This window comes from Lentzea sp. CC55, assembly GCF_021056325.1.
GTDB lineage: Bacteria > Actinomycetota > Actinomycetes > Mycobacteriales > Pseudonocardiaceae > Lentzea > Lentzea jiangxiensis.
Map to the genome: position 1 here is coordinate 191,455 of NZ_JAJCXE010000027.1, position 15,186 is coordinate 206,640.

Annotated in this window: 15 protein-coding genes and 1 tRNA gene; 6 read left to right on the top strand and 10 right to left on the bottom strand. The window is 70.6% G+C overall.

Annotated features, from left to right (window positions below; genetic code table 11):
* Window positions 1-284: 284 nt before the first annotated feature.
* Window positions 285-899 carry a DedA family protein gene (locus tag L6E10_RS23650; protein WP_236221713.1) on the bottom strand — a complete coding sequence of 205 codons (615 nt, stop codon included), beginning with the start codon at window positions 897-899 and terminating at the stop codon, window positions 285-287.
* Window positions 900-1,373: 474 nt separating this feature from the next.
* Between L6E10_RS23650 and L6E10_RS23655 the strand changes: the two genes are divergently transcribed.
* Window positions 1,374-1,607, top strand: coding sequence for a hypothetical protein (locus L6E10_RS23655; protein WP_236221714.1), 234 nt, complete (start codon window positions 1,374-1,376; stop codon window positions 1,605-1,607).
* A gap of 14 nt (window positions 1,608-1,621) precedes the next feature.
* Here the strand turns inward: L6E10_RS23655 and L6E10_RS23660 are convergent.
* Window positions 1,622-1,695 (bottom strand) — tRNA-Leu (locus L6E10_RS23660).
* A 109-nt stretch (window positions 1,696-1,804) separates the two neighbouring features.
* On the opposite strand from L6E10_RS23660, the gene L6E10_RS23665 reads away from it, so the two are divergent.
* Window positions 1,805-2,026, top strand: coding sequence for a DUF3618 domain-containing protein (locus L6E10_RS23665; RefSeq protein ID WP_090098321.1), 222 nt, complete (start codon window positions 1,805-1,807; stop codon window positions 2,024-2,026).
* Here L6E10_RS23665 and L6E10_RS23670 read toward each other — a convergent pair.
* The 3 genes from L6E10_RS23670 to L6E10_RS23680 all read right to left on the bottom strand — a co-directional run bounded on the left by L6E10_RS23670 (window position 2,023) and on the right by L6E10_RS23680 (window position 4,805).
* Window positions 2,023-2,634: a TetR/AcrR family transcriptional regulator gene (locus L6E10_RS23670; RefSeq protein WP_236221715.1), complete on the bottom strand. Its 612-nt coding sequence runs from the start codon at window positions 2,632-2,634 to the stop codon at window positions 2,023-2,025. The genes L6E10_RS23665 and L6E10_RS23670 overlap by 4 nt on opposite strands.
* A 252-nt stretch (window positions 2,635-2,886) precedes the next feature.
* Window positions 2,887-3,666 carry a trans-aconitate 2-methyltransferase gene (locus L6E10_RS23675; RefSeq protein ID WP_236221716.1) on the bottom strand — a complete coding sequence of 260 codons (780 nt, stop codon included), beginning with the start codon at window positions 3,664-3,666 and terminating at the stop codon, window positions 2,887-2,889.
* Window positions 3,663-4,805 (bottom strand): carboxylesterase family protein, encoded by a 1,143-nt coding sequence (locus tag L6E10_RS23680; protein WP_236221717.1) that lies wholly within the window; start codon window positions 4,803-4,805, stop codon window positions 3,663-3,665. The genes L6E10_RS23675 and L6E10_RS23680 overlap by 4 nt, the downstream gene beginning before the upstream one ends.
* Window positions 4,806-4,918: 113 nt before the next feature.
* On the opposite strand from L6E10_RS23680, the gene L6E10_RS23685 reads away from it, so the two are divergent.
* Window positions 4,919-5,953, top strand: coding sequence for a zinc-dependent alcohol dehydrogenase family protein (locus tag L6E10_RS23685; RefSeq protein WP_236221718.1), 1,035 nt, complete (start codon window positions 4,919-4,921; stop codon window positions 5,951-5,953).
* Here the strand turns inward: L6E10_RS23685 and L6E10_RS23690 are convergent.
* Window positions 5,937-7,424, bottom strand: coding sequence for an NAD(P)/FAD-dependent oxidoreductase (locus L6E10_RS23690; RefSeq protein WP_236221719.1), 1,488 nt, complete (start codon window positions 7,422-7,424; stop codon window positions 5,937-5,939). The genes L6E10_RS23685 and L6E10_RS23690 overlap by 17 nt on opposite strands.
* A gap of 96 nt (window positions 7,425-7,520) precedes the next feature.
* Here L6E10_RS23690 and L6E10_RS23695 point away from each other — a divergent pair, with 96 nt between their 5' ends.
* Window positions 7,521-8,129: a TetR/AcrR family transcriptional regulator gene (locus L6E10_RS23695; protein ID WP_236221751.1), complete on the top strand. Its 609-nt coding sequence runs from the start codon at window positions 7,521-7,523 to the stop codon at window positions 8,127-8,129.
* Here the strand turns inward: L6E10_RS23695 and L6E10_RS23700 are convergent.
* Together L6E10_RS23700 and L6E10_RS23705 are read right to left on the bottom strand one after the other, a co-directional pair.
* The gene (locus tag L6E10_RS23700; protein ID WP_090098665.1) at window positions 8,089-8,796 is read right to left on the bottom strand and encodes a type 1 glutamine amidotransferase; all 708 of its coding nucleotides are present in this window, start codon (window positions 8,794-8,796) and stop codon (window positions 8,089-8,091) included. The two genes, L6E10_RS23695 and L6E10_RS23700, sit on opposite strands and share 41 nt — an antisense overlap.
* Window positions 8,789-10,036, bottom strand: a complete 1,248-nt coding sequence (locus L6E10_RS23705; RefSeq protein ID WP_236221720.1) for a MurT ligase domain-containing protein — start codon at window positions 10,034-10,036, stop codon at window positions 8,789-8,791. Before L6E10_RS23705 ends, L6E10_RS23700 begins: the two co-directional genes overlap by 8 nt.
* 155 nt (window positions 10,037-10,191) lie before the next feature.
* On the opposite strand from L6E10_RS23705, the gene L6E10_RS23710 reads away from it, so the two are divergent.
* Window positions 10,192-11,484, top strand: a complete 1,293-nt coding sequence (locus tag L6E10_RS23710) for a VCBS repeat-containing protein (RefSeq protein WP_236221721.1) — start codon at window positions 10,192-10,194, stop codon at window positions 11,482-11,484.
* A 13-nt stretch (window positions 11,485-11,497) separates the two neighbouring features.
* Window positions 11,498-12,790, top strand: coding sequence for a glucosaminidase domain-containing protein (locus tag L6E10_RS23715; RefSeq protein WP_236221722.1), 1,293 nt, complete (start codon window positions 11,498-11,500; stop codon window positions 12,788-12,790).
* Between the two features lie 52 nt (window positions 12,791-12,842).
* Here the strand turns inward: L6E10_RS23715 and L6E10_RS23720 are convergent, their stop codons facing one another.
* Together L6E10_RS23720 and L6E10_RS23725 are read right to left on the bottom strand one after the other, a co-directional pair.
* Window positions 12,843-13,364: a helix-turn-helix domain-containing protein gene (locus L6E10_RS23720; RefSeq protein ID WP_374237363.1), complete on the bottom strand. Its 522-nt coding sequence runs from the start codon at window positions 13,362-13,364 to the stop codon at window positions 12,843-12,845.
* 79 nt (window positions 13,365-13,443) lie between these two features.
* Window positions 13,444-14,967, bottom strand: a complete 1,524-nt coding sequence (locus tag L6E10_RS23725) for an LCP family protein (RefSeq protein WP_236221724.1) — start codon at window positions 14,965-14,967, stop codon at window positions 13,444-13,446.
* Between the last annotated feature and the right edge of the window lie 219 nt (window positions 14,968-15,186).

The following is a 15,186-nucleotide window of genomic DNA, read 5'->3' on the forward strand; positions in this document are numbered from 1 at the left end:
AGGGGTGGCGCGGCCGGGGTGGACGGTGGAGGTTGGCGCTGCTGAGGTGCGGGGTGAGGGGGCGTGAGGCTCGTGCTGCGGCCTGCGTTGACGCGGTCGTGAGCGGCGAGTCCCTGCGCCGGTATGGGTGGCGTGGTGGCGGGTGTGATGAAGCGGGTGCGGCGGTGTTGATCGGCCGGGTCGCGAGCGCTGGAACTTCGCCGCGGTGCGGGGCAGCGTGGCGGCAGGTGCAGCGAAAACCCTGTTGTGGCGTCAGCCGACGTGGTCGCGGGCGGCGCGGAAGGTCAGCTGTCCGCGTTGGCGCGGTGCTTCGAGAGGCGTGTCGCCACGAACACCGCCACGGCGACCACGGCCAGCCCCAGGACCACCTTGGAGCCCAGGCCCACGTACTGCTCGACCAGGTGCCAGTTGTCGCCCAGCAGGTAGCCCGCGAGGATCAGCGCCGTGTTCCACAGGAGGCTGCCGGCCGCCGTGTACGCGATGAACGGTGCTAATCGCATGCGTTCCACGCCTGCCGGGATCGAGATCAGGCTGCGGAAGACCGGGATCATGCGGCCGAAGAAGACGGCGCGGTAGCCGTTGCGCAGGAACCAGGCCTCCGTCTTGTCCACATCGGACACCCGGATCAGGGGCATGCGGGCGGCGATGCGGCGGACCCTCTCGCGGCCCAACTGGGCACCGACCCAGTACAGCAGCAGGGCGCCCGCGACGGAGCCGAACGTGGTCCACAGGACGGCGTCGAGCAGCGACATCTTGCCCTGGGCGGCGGTGAAGCCCGCCAGGGGCAGGAAGACCTCGCTGGGCAGCGGCGGGAACAGGTTCTCCAGCGCGATCGCCAAAGCCGCTCCGGGTGCGCCGGCCGTGTGCATCAGATCGGTGACCCAGTCGACCAAGTTCATGGTTTCCACGGTACGGAGGGTGGACGCGGGGGACATTGGGGTGATCCGCAGGATTGGGGTGGGGGAAACCCCACCGGGGAGTTGGGGGGAAACCACTAGGGGACACCTGAGGAAGTCCAGAAAGGACCGGAGACGGGCCGATCGTCTGCATCGCACCGGAAACGCTGTTCGGACGTGTGATCGTTTGGCTGCGGTGCTTCGCTGATGGCCGACCTGGTGAGGACGTGTGTGATCTGCGGCGCTCCGGCCGCCACCTTCCGGCGCGGGCGGGTGCGGTACCGCTCGAACGCGCTGGGAGCCGGCGCGTCCCGGCGGCGCGTGGACGAGTCCGCATCGACGCCGGACAGCTTGGTCGGCCGTGATGTCGAACTGAGCCGACCTCGCGGCGGCGCCGGACGCGGCGAGGGCGTGTGCGGAAGCGCTGGGAGCCGGTCGGGGTGCTGTTCGCGGTGTCTCCGTGGTCGATCGCGCGCGGTGCGGCTGCTCACCGACAGGGCGGGTCAGGCCCGCGGCACCCGTACCGCCGCCGAACGGCACCGGAGCCTCAGCGCCGGTGAGCAGCGAGCGTTCCGGTGCGTCTCGCAGTGGGCGGCTTCGGGATCGACGGCCTGCTACCGGTTCGACCAGCCGGAGCCGGTGCGGCTCCACGGCGGAGAGCGGTCCGCGGACGTGGTGCGCCACGGAGCGATCCCCGCGGCGCACCACTGAAAACCGCTGCTCAATGAGGTCGGGGGGACTCGAACCCCCACTGGCTGGGACCTAAACCCAGTGCCTCTGCCAATTGGGCTACGACCCCTCGTGCGGAAGCCTATAGCGCGTCCGTGGACTCGCTCTCGCGGGTCGCGCGAAGCCACCCTCCCCGCCGTCCACTACGGTTGCGGGCAGAACCGCTGCTAGGAGGACATGTGGCTCGCGATCCCGACACCATCCAGCGCGAGATCGAGCAGGCTCGCACCGCGCTGGCCGCCACCCTGGACGAGCTCAGCGAGCGCGCCAACCCGCAGAAGCTCGTCGAGCAGGGCAAGTCGTCCGTGCTCGAGGTGCTGAGCAGGCCCCAGGTGAAGTACACGCTGATCGCGGTCGGCGCGGTGGTCGGCTTCGCGCTGGTCCGCAAGCTGTTCCGCTAAGCGTGCACCAACGGTAGGAGCACCTGCTCGACGACCTTCTCCACGAACGGCTCGTCGAGCGGGTCACCGGTGAGCATCAGCCGGTAGATCAGCGCGGCGCCCGCGATCTCGACCGCCATGCCGCGCGGGGCGTCCGCCTTGAGCTCGCCCCGGTCGGCCGCGCGGTCGAGGATCCCGCGCAGCACGTCGCGCTGCGAGATCAGGAACGTCTCCCGGAACGCCGCCGCCAGCTCGGGCTCGTGCGGCAGCTCGCCCACGAGCGCCTGCGCGGCCTTGCCGATCGGTCCGGAGAGGAACGCGGCGAACGACGAGAGGAACTCGCGCAGGTCCCCGGCCAGTGAGCCGGTGTCCGGCGCCGCGAGGTTCTGCGTCGCGAGCTGGGTGCACGTGTCGATCACGAGATCGAGCTTCGACTCCCACCGCCGGTAGATCGTCGCCTTGCCCGCTCGCGCGCGGGCCGCGACGGCGTCCATGGTGAGGGCGCGGTACCCGACCTCGGCCATCACCTCGAGCGCTGCCTGACGTAATGCGTCGTCCCTGCTGGCGTCGCGAGGACGGCCCCGCTGGGGGACCCTGCCCTCGTTGTACGCCGTTGTCGACACGGCCATGCCACCTCCTCGTACAAGGGCACGGCTCATGCGTGTCTCCCCGCCCCTTTGGCGGGACATCCTAGGCGTCCCGCCCACCCCGCTGGGTGAGCAGCACCCGGTTTGCCGCTTCGTGTTGCGGTCCGCGGCTTCCCGAGCGGCGCGCGGGACAGCTCCCGCGTTTCCGGCAGCTCAACCGGTCGCGTACCGGGAAAAGTCCCGGTCCCCGTCGAAGGCGGGTTTCAGCGGCGACGGCACGAACGTCCACGACCTCTACGACTCGACCCGTGGCGGCGCGGCGTTGGTCCCGGCGGCCCTGACACGGGCGACGGCGAGCTGGGTCAGGTACCGCTTCACGATCCGGCCGCCGAAGCGCGTGTCGATCAGCGACCGGATGTCCGCGACCAGCTCGTCCCGCGTCGGCAGCGCGATGTGGTTCGAGTACGTGAGGAGCAGGTCCACGTACGCCTCGGTGTCGTAGGCCCGCTCCCACTCGTACCGGTGGAACTCCGGCTCCTCGAACTCGGGGCTGTCGTCGAACTCGCGCGGGACGTCCGCGGCGCGGGGGAGCCGGAGCCCGGGCGGGGTCGAGGGGTCCCAGCGCTCGTAGCACTCCTGCATGTCCACGAAGAACTGCTCGGTACCGCCCGCCACGTGGTGCGTCGAGATCACCGCCAGCGCACCGCCGGGCCGCAACGCCGCGGCGCAGCGGGCCGTCCGGGTGGCCGGGTCGAGCCAGTGGAACGCCGTCGCGGACACCACGAGGTCGAACGGTTCGCCCGGCAACGGCCACGAGTCGAAGTCCGCGACGACCACGTCGGCGGCGGGGGCGTGCGCACGGGCGAGTGCCGCCAGGGCGGGGCTCAGCTCGACCGCCGTCACGTGTCCCAGCGCCGTCAGCGGCAGCGTGGCCTGACCGGTGCCGGGACCGATCTCCAGGATCCGCGGGCCCCGCAGACGGCCGAACAGCTCGGCGGGGTAGGTGGGACGGGCCCGGTGGTAGCGGGCCGCGTCCGCGCCGAACGTGGTGCGCAGCCTCTCGCGGTCGGTCACGCGTCGAATTCGAGCGACCGCGAGGGCAACGCGTCCATCCCGTTCCGCGCGAACCCGGCCCACAGCCCCCGGACGGTCTTCGCCAGCCCGACGTCCGGCTCGTGCCCGGCCAGCATGCCCGCGCCCGACCAGCCGGCCGGGTCGAACAGCAACGGCAGCTCCATGCAGTGGCACGCGCCCAGCGGAGCGCCGGGAGGCGCCCACCCGAACCTGTAGGTGGCGACCTGGCCGCCCGCCGCCTCCCAGTCCAGGGCGAGCTGCCGGGCGGGTCCCGCGAAGATCAGCTCCGTCACCGCCTCCCAGTGCTCGCGGCTCGGCACGTACGGGCTGCCGTCGTCCGCGGTGTGCCCGACGAGCAGCTCGACGCGGGACGCCGCCGCGGCCAGGTCGACCTCGCCGAGCTCCGGGGCGAACGGCATGGCGCCGGAAGGCCCGAACCGGGGCCCCAGCTCGGCGACGACGGCGATCTGCGCCACGAGCACGTCGTCCGCGGGCGTGGAGGCGTCCACGGAGACCGACGACCGCAGCGCGGCCGTCATCTCGGCGCGCTCGGGGCCGCGGGTGCCCAGCGGCGCGCTCTGCAGGATCGCCCGGTGGAACAGGCCCTCCGTGTCGGTGAGCATCAGCGCGTACACGGAGTCGGCGCCCGCGGACTGGCCGAACGCCGTCACGTTCGCCGGGTCGCCGCCGAACGCGGCGATGTTGTCCCGCACCCACCGCAGCGCGGTGAGCTGGTCGAGCAACCCCAGGTTGTCCCGCAGGTACCCGAAGACGCCGAGCCGGTAGCTGACGCGGACGACCACGACGCCCTCCGACGCCAGCAGGTCGCAGTCGTACTTGACCGACTCACCGCTGCCCGTCACGTACGCGCCGCCGTGGAACCAGACCATCACCGGCAACCCGGAGGCGCCGGCGGGAGCCGTCACGCTCAGCACGTGGCAGTGCTCGTCGAACGCCAGGCCCTCGACCGAGTTGCCGACCAGTGCCGCGAGCGCCGAGGGTGGCTGCGGGCACGCGGGACCGCGCTCGCCGGCGTCGACGACGCCGTCCCACTCGTACGGCTCGGGTTTTTCGAACCGGGAAGCCGTCGCATAACGGACACCGCGCGCTCGTACGAAACCTTCGGCGTTGATCAGCACGGTTCCGATGGTAGGCACGCGTAACCAATTCCACAGCGTCTCGATTCGGCGTGGAGCCCGCGGCAGGAGCACGATGCAGGAGGTTTTGTACGGCGGAACAGAGGAGGCGCCCGGTGCGGGCTACGACGATCTACGGCACCCGAGACATCCGCGTCGAGGAGGTGCCGGACGCGGCGGTCCAGGAGCCCACCGACGTCGTCGTCCGGGTCGAGCTCGCGTGCATCTGCGGCAGCGACCTGTGGGCGTACCGGGGCGTGGCCAAGCGCGAGGAGGGGCAGCGCATCGGCCACGAGTTCCTCGGCATCGTCGAGGAGGTCGGCAGCGCGGTCCGGTCCGTCAACGTGGGTGACCGCGTCATCGCGCCGTTCGTGTGGAGCGACGGCACGTGCGCGTACTGCCAGGCCGGGCTGCAGACCTCGTGCCGCAACGGCGGGTTCTGGGGCGGCAAGGGCAGCGACGGCGGGCAGGGCGAGGCCGTGAGGGTGCCGCAGGCGGACGGCACGCTGGTCCGGGTGCCTGCGGACGCGCCGCAGGAGCTGCTGCCCGCGTTCCTCAGCCTGAGCGACGTCATGGGCACCGGTCACCACGCCGCCCTGGGCGCGGGTGTGGGTCCCGGCAGCACGGTCGCGGTCGTCGGGGACGGCGCGGTCGGGCTGTGCGGCGTCCTCGCGGCCAAGCGGCTCGGCGCCGAGCGGATCATCGCGATGGGCCGCCACGAGGACCGCGCCGGGATCGCGAGGCTCTTCGGTGCCACGGACCAGGTCGCCGAACGCGGCGAGGCCGCGGTCGAGCGGATCAAGGAGATGACCGGCGGCCTCGGTGCGTCGGCGGTGCTGGAGTGCGTCGGCACCGAGCAGTCGTGGGAGACCGCGATGGGCGTCGTGCGCGACGGCGGCAGGATCGGCTACGTCGGCGTGCCGCACGAGATGCCGGGGTTGCCGCTGGGCAAGCTCTTCGGGCGCAACATCGCCATCGGTGGCGGCATCGCGCCCGCGCGGGCGTACCTGCCTGAGCTGCTGGCCGACGTGCTGGCCGGCCGGATCGACCCCGGTCCCGTCTTCGACAGGACGGTCTCGCTCGACGACGTCGCCGAGGGCTACCGGGCGATGGACGAGCGCACCGCCCTGAAGGTCATCGTGCGGCCGTAGCCCTCCTGGCGGCGGTCAGCACGTAGTCCTCGGCGCGCACGCGCTTGGTCCGCATCCAGTACCGCCAGGTGAAGCCCGGCCACACGGTGCGGTTCACGCCCTGCGCGTCGAGGTACCAGCTCTTGCAGCCGCCCTGGGTCCAGACGCCCTTGCCGAGCTTGCGCTGGATCTCCGAGTTGAACTCCTGCTGGGCCTCCAACCGCACGTCCAGCTCCGCTGCGCGGTGCCGGTCGAGGAGCCGGAGGCACTGCGAGACGTACCGGATCTGCGACTCGATCATGAACACGACCGAGTTGTGCCCGAGTCCCGTGTTGGGGCCCAGCAGGAAGAACAGGTTGGGGAAACCGGAGACCGTGATGCCGTAGTAGGTCTCGATCCCCTCCTGGCGCCACTTCTTCGCGAGGTCGACGCCGTTCTTGCCCTGGATGTCCAGGTAGTCGAACGAGTCGACGACGTGGAAACCGGTGCCGTAGATGATGACGTCGACCTCGTGCTCGACGCCCGCGCTGTCCACGATGGAGTTCTCGCGGACCTCGGAGACCTTGTCGGTCACCAGGTCGACGTTCGGGTAGCCGAGCGCCGGGTAGAAGTCGTTGGAGATGAGCACGCGCTTGCAGCCCATCGTGTAGTCGGGCTTCAGCTTCGCGCGCAGCGCGGGGTCGGGCACCTGCTTCTTCATGTGCCGCAACGCGATGCCCTGCGCGAACTGCATGATCTTCGGGTTCACCGCGAAGCCCAGCGCGGACGACTCGCGCATCCAGTAGACGAAGTTGCGGTAGAGCCGTTGCGTGACGGGCAGGGCGCGGAACAGCTTCTGCTCCCAGCCGCTGATCTCGCGGTCGGCCTTGGGCATGATCCACGGCGGCGTGCGCTGGAAGATCTTCATCGACCCGACCTGCCCCGCGATCTTCGGGACGAACTGGATCGCGGACGCGCCGGTGCCGATGACGGCCACGCGCTTGCCGGTGAGGTCGTGGTCGTGGTCCCACTGCGCGCTGTGGAACGCCTTGCCGGCGAAGTTCTCGATGCCCGGCAGTTCGGGGATGTTCGGGATGTGCAACGCGCCGACGCCGGCGACCAGCGCCTTCGCCGTGTACGTGTCGCCCTGCTCGGTCGTGACGTTCCAGTGCTTGGCCTCGTCGTCCCACCGCGCGCCGGAGACCTTGCTGTTGAAGCGGATGTGCGGCCGCAGCCGGTACTTCTCGGCCACCCGCCGCAGGTAGTCGAAGATCTCGCCCTGCTGCGCGAACATCCGCGACCACTTCGGGTTCATCTCGAACGAGAACGAGTACATGTGCGACGGCACGTCGCACGCGCAGCCGGGGTAGGAGTTGTCCCTCCACGTGCCGCCGAGGTCGGCGGCCTTCTCGAGAACCACGAAGTCGTGCTCGCCGCGGCGCTTCAGTTCGACGGCCATGCCCAGGCCGGAGAAGCCGGTGCCGATGACGAGGACCTTCGTCTCTCGGTGCATGGGGGTTCCCTCCGCTCGCGGTGGCTACTTCGCAGTAGGTTACTCGAAGTAAGTTACGAGCGGTAGACTCCGTTCGTGACTGCTCCGCGCCGCCGCATGCCCAAGGCCCAGCGCATGGCGCAGATGCTCACCGTCGCCGAGGAGATCTTCGCCGAGCAGGGGTATCTGGCCACGTCGATGGACGAGATCGCCGACCGCGTCGGCGTCTCGAAACCCATGCTCTACGAGTACTTCGGCTCGAAGGAAGGCCTGCTCATCGGCTGCATCCACCGTGCGCGCGCAGAGCTGCGCGAGAAGACGGCGGCGGCCATCGCGGGCGCGGCGGACCCGGAGGAGTTCCTGCGGCTCGGGCTGCGGGCGTTCTTCGAGTTCATCGTCGACCACCAGCGGTCCTGGGCCCTGCTGCGGCAGGAGGCGGCGATCGCGGTGCCGTCGGCGCAGGAGGAGGTCGAGGGGATCCGGCAGCAGCAGACGGACATGATCGGGTCCGTGCTGGTGTCGTTCGCGCCGCAGATCGACCCGCTGGAGGCGGAGGCCTTCGCGGAGATCGTCGTCGGCGCGTGTGAACGGCTCGCGGTGTGGTGCGAGCGCAGGCCCTCGGTGGGACCCGCGCTCGCGACCGACTACGTGATGGCGGTGGTCTGGCCGGGGGTGGCCGACCGCCTCAGGAAGCTGCCCGGACCCGTTCAGCCCGCATGGCGGTGACGGCCGGCAGGTCGATCGGCGCGACCTTGGTCCCGGTCGCCCACTCGATCAGCATGTCCGCGAGCGCCGGGTTGCGCGGCAGCACCGGCCCGTGCAGGTACGTGCACACGATCCGGCCCTGAACAGCGCCTTCGACGCTGCCGTCGTTGCCGGTGCCGACCTTGACGTGCGCCAGCGGACGCGCGGCCGGGCCCAGCACCGTGCGGCCCTGGTGGTTCTCGAAGCCGGTCAGCGGACCCGCGAACAGGCCGTCGGCGGGCTCGGCGACGACCTCGCCGATCGCGCGGCTGCCGCCGGCGTGGGAGGTCGAGTCGATCAGGCCCATGCCGGGGTGGGTGACGTTGTCGGCACGGGTGAAGCTCTCGCCGAAGATCTGGATGCCGGCGCAGACGCCCAGCACCACGGCGTTCTTCGTGACGGCGCGCTGCAGGCCGGGGTGCTCTCGCAGGTGCTTGACCGCCAGCGTCTGCGCGGTGTCCTCACCGCCGCCGACGACGTAGATGTCGCACGAGTCCGGCACCGGCTGGCCGTAGTTGATCGGCACGATCTCGGCTTTGATCCCGCGCCACGTCATGCGCTTCTCCAGGACCACGGCGTTGCCGAAGTCCCCGTACGTGCCGAGGAGATCCGGCAGCACGAGCGCGATCTGGACAGTCGACTCACTCATCAGCGGCAGCCCTGGCATTCAAGTCGCGGAACGCGGTGTAGTTGGCGATGACCTCGACCGCCCCCTGCGGCATCTGGTCGATGGCCTTCAGGGGGTCGGGCACGATCGTGTGCTGGACCTCGGCGTACGTGAGACGCACCGCGAGGTCCGTGGCGCGTTCACCGGAAGCAATGACCGTGCGGCCCTGCAGGCGTTCGAACGGGACGTCCCACAGCCACGACAGGTCGCGGCCGTCGGCCTCCTGGGCGTTGATCACCAGGACGGCCGGGTGGTCGGCCTCCTTGACGACCGTGAGCGTCTCGCTCCAGCCCGCCGGGTTCTTGCTGAGCAACAGGCGCGCGCTGCGGCCGTTGCGCTGGATCGTGCGGTAACGGCCGCTCACGTTCGAGACACCGCGCAGACGGCGCACGGCCTCGTCGGCGGGGACGCCCATCGCGTGCGCGGCGGCGGCCGCCATGACGGCGTTGGCCTGGTTGAACTTGCCCGGCAGCGTGAGGCGCAGCTCGAGCTTCTGGTGCTCCGGCGTGATCATCGCCTCGTCGGTGGTGATCCAGTTCGGGTGCGGGCGGGCGAGGTCGCAGCCCGTGCAGTGCCAGTGCTCGCCCTGCCAGCTGATCGGGCTGCCGCAGCGCGGGCAGCTCGCCGAGTCGTGGTGCCAGCCGGTGCCGGTGGCGACCCAGACGACCTTCGCGGCGTTCCAGGCCGCGCTCGTCACCATCACGTCGTCGCAGTTGGCGACGATCGTGCAGTTCCGCAGCTTGGAGATGGCGTCGCGCAGCGACCGCTCGATGGTGCGGACCTCGCCGACGCGGTCCAGCTGGTCGCGGCTCAGGTTCAGGACCACCGCGACGGCCGGGTTGCTGGCACCCGCGACGGCCGGGAAGTAGGCCTCGTCGCACTCCAGGACCGCGTACGGGGCGTCCGGCTGCTTCGACAGCGCCGTGACGTGGCCGTCGGGCATGTTCGCGCCGCTGTGGTTCGTGGCGACCTCGCCCAGCGCGCCCACGGCCCTCGCCAGCATCATCGTGCTGGTCGTCTTGCCGTTGGTGCCCGTCACGACGGCGACCCTGCGGCCCTGCGTGAGGCGGCCCAGCGCCTGGGGGTCGAGCTTCAGCGCGACCCGGCCGCCGATCATGCCGCCGGCGCCGAGGCCCATCTTCTGCGACAGCGTGGAGCTCAGGTTGCCCAGCTTCACGGCGGCTGCGGTGCGCAGGGGAAGGCGGGCGGGGGAATCGTTCACCCCGGCGACTCTACCGGCGCTCGCGGAGCGGCTCCTGCCCGGCTCGCTCCGCTTGCAGGACTTCTGGAGACGCGTTGCAGGTTTTCTGGAGATCGCCCCAGCAGTGTCGTTCCTGTCAGCAAGACAGCGAAGACACCGACCTGGGGGTCATCGAAATGCGCACCACGAACAAGGCTTTCGTCAGCGCCGTTCTCCTCGCGGCCACCTTCACCTCCGTCCTGCTCCCCTCGGCGGGTGCCGCGCCGGCCAAGCCCGACGCCGCGGTCGTCTACTCCGAGGCCGACTTCTCGACGATGGCGACCATCACCAGGGCCGAGGTGATGGCCCGCGCCAAGACGTGGGTGGACGCGAGAGTGCCGTACAGCATGAGCGCCGCGAGGGACGGCTGGCGGACCGACTGCTCCGGCTTCGTCTCGATGGCCTGGAACCTCTCCAAGCCGGGCCTGAGCACGGTCACGCTCGTCGGGTCCAACGTGACCCACCGCATCACCAAGGACGAGCTGCTGCCCGGCGACATCCTCATCAAGGGCGGCCCCGGCACGGAGGGCGCGGCCGGGCACGTCCGGTTGTTCGGCGGCTGGCTCGACTCGGCCCGCACCCGCTACTGGGTCTACGAGCAGACCCCGCCCATCGCGACGTACAACGAGTACACCTGGTCCGCGACGGCCGCCGAGTACCCGCCCTACCGCTACAACAACATCGTCGGCGGTAGTGGCCGCGGCAACGCCGACATCACCGGTGACGGCAGGGGCGACCTGTGGGCCGTGGCCGGGGACAAGCTGCGGTACTACTACGGCGACGGATCCGGGAACCTGCACTGGGGCAGCGAAGGTGGCGCCGGCTGGGGCGGTCTCGGCGAGGTCGCCATGGGTGACGTGAACGGCGACGGCAAGGGCGACCTCATCGCCGAAGCGGGCGGGAAGCTGCGGTACTACTACGGCGACGGCACCGGGAACCTGCACTTCCACAACGAGGGCGGCAGCGGCTGGGAGGCCGTCAAGCACCTCAACCTCGAGGACGTCAACGGCGACGGCAAGGCGGACATCGTCGGCGTGGCCGGGGACAAGCTGCGTTACTACTACGGCGACGGCACGGGCAACTTCCACTTCCACAGCGAGGGCGGCGTCGGCTGGGGTGCTCTGTCCAAGCTGGAGGCCGGGGACGTCAACGGCGACGGCAGGGCGGACCTGATCGGTGTGGCCGGTGACCAGCTCCGTTACTTCTACGGCGACGGCAACGGCAACTTCCACTGGGGCAGCGAAGGCGGCGCCGGCTGGGGAAGCCTGGGCCACCTCGCGGTGACCGACATGAACGGCGACGGCAAGGGCGACCTGCTCGCGGTCGCCGGCGACAAGCTCCGCTACTACTACGGCGACGGCTCGGGCAACTTCCACTGGGGCCACGAGGGTGGCGCCGGCTGGAGCGCCCTGACCCGCTTCGCAGGATGAGGGGGAACCAGCCATGAGGAAGATCCTCGTTCTCGCCGCCGCGGTGGCCGGTCTGGTCGCCACGCCCGCACTGGCCACGGCGTCCGAACTGTCCGCGCAGGACTACCGGGACGACTTCATCGCCGTCGCCGGACCGCTCGCCCAGGACGTGAAGCGGGAGTACGACGTGCCCGCCTCGGTGACCGCCGGGCAGGCGATCCACGAGTCCGCCTGGGGCCGCAGCACCCTGTCCGCCAACGACCGCAACTACTTCGGCATCAAATGCGAGGACGGCCTGCCCGGCCCGATCGCCGTCGGCTGCCGGGCCTACCCGACGACCGAGTGCGACCAGAGCGGCTGCCACCCGGCCACGGCGTACTTCCGCACCTACACCTCGGTGCGGGACTCGTTCCGCGACTACGGCCGGATGATCTCGACGGCTCCGAGCTACGCCCACGCCCTGCCGTACCGGTCGCAGCCGGACAGGTTCCTCACCGAGATCGCCAAGGCGTACGCGACCGACCAGTCCTACGTGACCAAGGTCCTGGCCATCATGCGGAACTGGAACACCTACCGGTTCGACAACGGCGGTGGCCGCGGCAACGCCGACATCACCGGTGACGGCAAGGGCGACCTCTTCGCCGTGTACCAGGACAAGTTGCGCTACTACTTCGGCGACGGATCCGGGAACCTGCACTGGGGCAGCGAAGGCGGCGTCGGCTGGAGCGGTCTCGGCGAGATCGCCATGGGTGACGTGAACGGCGACGGCAAGGGTGACCTGATCGCCGAGGCCGGTGGGAAGCTGCGGTACTTCTACGGTGACGGCAGCGGCAACCTGCACTGGGGCAGCGAGGGCGGCAACGGCTGGGAGGCCGTGAAGCACCTCAACCTCGAGGACGTCAACGGCGACAACAAGGCCGACATCGTCGGTGTGGTGGGCGACCAGCTCCGTTACTACTACGGCGACGGCACCGGGAACTTCCACCTCCACAGCGAGGGCGGCGTCGGCTGGGGCGCTCTGTCCAAACTGGAGGCCGGGGACGTCAACGGCGACGGCAGGGCGGACCTGGTCGCCGTCGCGGGTGACCAGCTGCGGTACTTCTACGGCGACGGCAGCGGCAACTTCCACTGGGGCAGCGAAGGCGGCACCGGCTGGGGGAGCCTGGGACATCTCGCGGTGACCGACATGAACGGTGACGGCAAGGGCGACCTGCTCGCGGTCGCCGGTGACAAGCTCCGCTACTACTACGGCGACGGAACGGGGAACTTCCACTGGGGCCACGAGGGTGGCGCCGGCTGGAGCACCCTCACCCGCTTCGCCGCCTGACAACCGCACGACGACCAGAACGCCCCTGCCGGCCGGTGGGGGCGTTCCGGCGTCAGCGGCTCAACCCGCGCAGGATCCTGATGAGCTCCACGGTGGGCAGCTGGCAGAGCTGTGCCATGTTCTCCAGGGCGGGCAGGTCGAGGTGCACCTCCGGTGAGACGCCGGGAGGCAGCGCGTGCAGGCGTCCGGCCGCCCACCTCCGCAGCGGGATCAGCCGGGAGTTGTCGGTCGCCGCGACGGCGGCGAGGTTCAGCGCCAGGTGCCCCGCCGGGGTGTCGCCGAAGAAGCGTTCGTGGACGCGGGCGAGGACCTCGTGCGCCGGAACGTCGAGGGCGTGGCAGATCTCGACGAGGCGCACGACGGAGCACTGCCGGGTGCCGAGCTCGTAGGTCGCGAGCGTCTGCAGCGAGATCTCCGTCTGCAGCCGCTTGTTGAGCTCCTTGCGGGTCCATCCGCGTCGCTTGCGAAGGCTGCGGATCTCATCACCGAGCACGCGCTGGTACGCCGCTGTGTCGATTTGGCCGTTCGCAGGTCGCACTGGTCCCTCCACCCCGTGAGCGGGTCTCACGGTCATGGAAGGCGCCAGTGCTTCGTCGCTTACGCAACTTGCCCGCAGAATCCCCCGAACGGGGGATACTTCTCTACTCTGAGTATCAGTTCACGCAGCGCACGCCGTCCGCGGAGATGGGCGGAGGGGCCGCGGGGTCAGCCGGTTGCTGGCGCGCACCGTCCAGGGCGAGCACTCCGGACCCGGTGAAACCCTGCGCGCCGGGACCCGAGTAGTCGGCTCCGAGGAACACGCGGGCGGTGCCGACCGGGATGTTGACGTCCTCCTCGACCTTCAGCCCGCCGAGGGCCTCCTGGACGGCGTCGGCGCCCGCCTCGCCGCCCTTGCCGTAGCGCACGACCGACTTCGCCAGCGCCTCGGCGTTGCCCGCCTGGCCGCCCTTGAAGCCCTTCGTGACGAGCGACTGCAGCACCTGGTTCGCGAGGCCCGGCTGGCCGGAGGCGTTGCGGACGTCGACGGTCAGCGAGGCCTTGTCGAACTTCGGGGCTGCCGGGTCCGAGGACGCCGGGGTCTTGCCCAGGCCCTTGAAGAACGCGCGCACCTCCGACTCGACCACCTCGACCGCCGAGCCGTCCTCCGGCGTCTGCAGGTCGGGGTTGCCGGTCGGGATGGTCTGGAACGTCATGTTGCCGCCCGTCATGTCCTTCATCTGCAGGGCGAACTTGGTGATGTCCCAGCCGTCGTCGAGCACGATCGCGCCGCTGACGGCCTTGATCATGTCGTTGCGCTTGGTGCTGTCGGTGAGCACGCCCGCCGACAGCATCTTCTTGGCGAGGCCCGCCATGAAGACCTGCTGGCGCACGACGCGGTCGAGGTCGCCCAGCGGCAGGCCGTGGCGCTGCCGGACGAACGCCAACGCGTTCTTGCCTTCGATGGTCTGCCGGCCCGCGGCGAAGTTCGCTCCGGAGAAGCTGTCGCGGACCTTGGCGTTGAGGCAGACCTCGATGCCGCCGATGGCCTTGGTGATGTCGTAGAAGCCGACCAGGTTGACCTCGGCGTAGTGGTCGATCGTCGTGCCGGTCAGGGTCTGCACGGTGTCGATGAGGTTGTTCGCGCCTGCCTTGCGCGACTCCATCTCGACCTCGGGCCCGCTCTTGCCGCTGCCCTTCAGCTTCTCGGCGGCCTGGTTCTTGGCGTAGCCGTAGGCAGAGTTGATCTTGTGCCGCCCGAACCCGCCCGCGATCTTCACGTAGGAGTCGCGCGGGAACGAGACGGCGAACGCCTTGCCGCTGTCGTTCGGGATGTGCAGCAGGATGAGCGTGTCGGTGTTGAACCCGCCGTCGTCGGTGCCGCCCGCCTGCAGTTCGTTGAGGATGTTCTGCGGCAGCGGGTTGCCCTTGGAGTCGGTGCGGCTGTCCATGCCGACCAGCAGGATGTCGATCGCGCCGTCGGCCGGCTTCTCCCCGGCGTCGGCGAGGTTCAGGTCCTGTTTGGTCAGGCCGTCGGTCAGCGCGGTGAGGTTCTGCCACGCGACGCCGGTGACCACGAGGACCGCCGCGGACAGCATGCTGATGAAGACCTTGGCGCCGGTCGACGCGCCGCGCCTGGCCGCGCTCGGGCGGCGGGCGGGAGCGGGCCTGGGGCGCGGCCTCGGCTCCGGGGCCTTCACCTTGGCCGGGGTGGTGCGGACCGTCGGGCGGTCGGCCGGCGAGCGCGGTGCGGACGAGGCCTCACGCCCGCGCTGGGGTTCCCTGCGCGCCGGTTCGATGCGCCTCGGGGGCTCGCGCCTCGGCGGCTCCGCCCGGTTCGGCTGCCTGCGCGGCGGATCGGACGCCCGCGGCGGCACCGGTGGGCGGCGGGGCTGTCCCGCCTGCGGACGAGGGGTGGC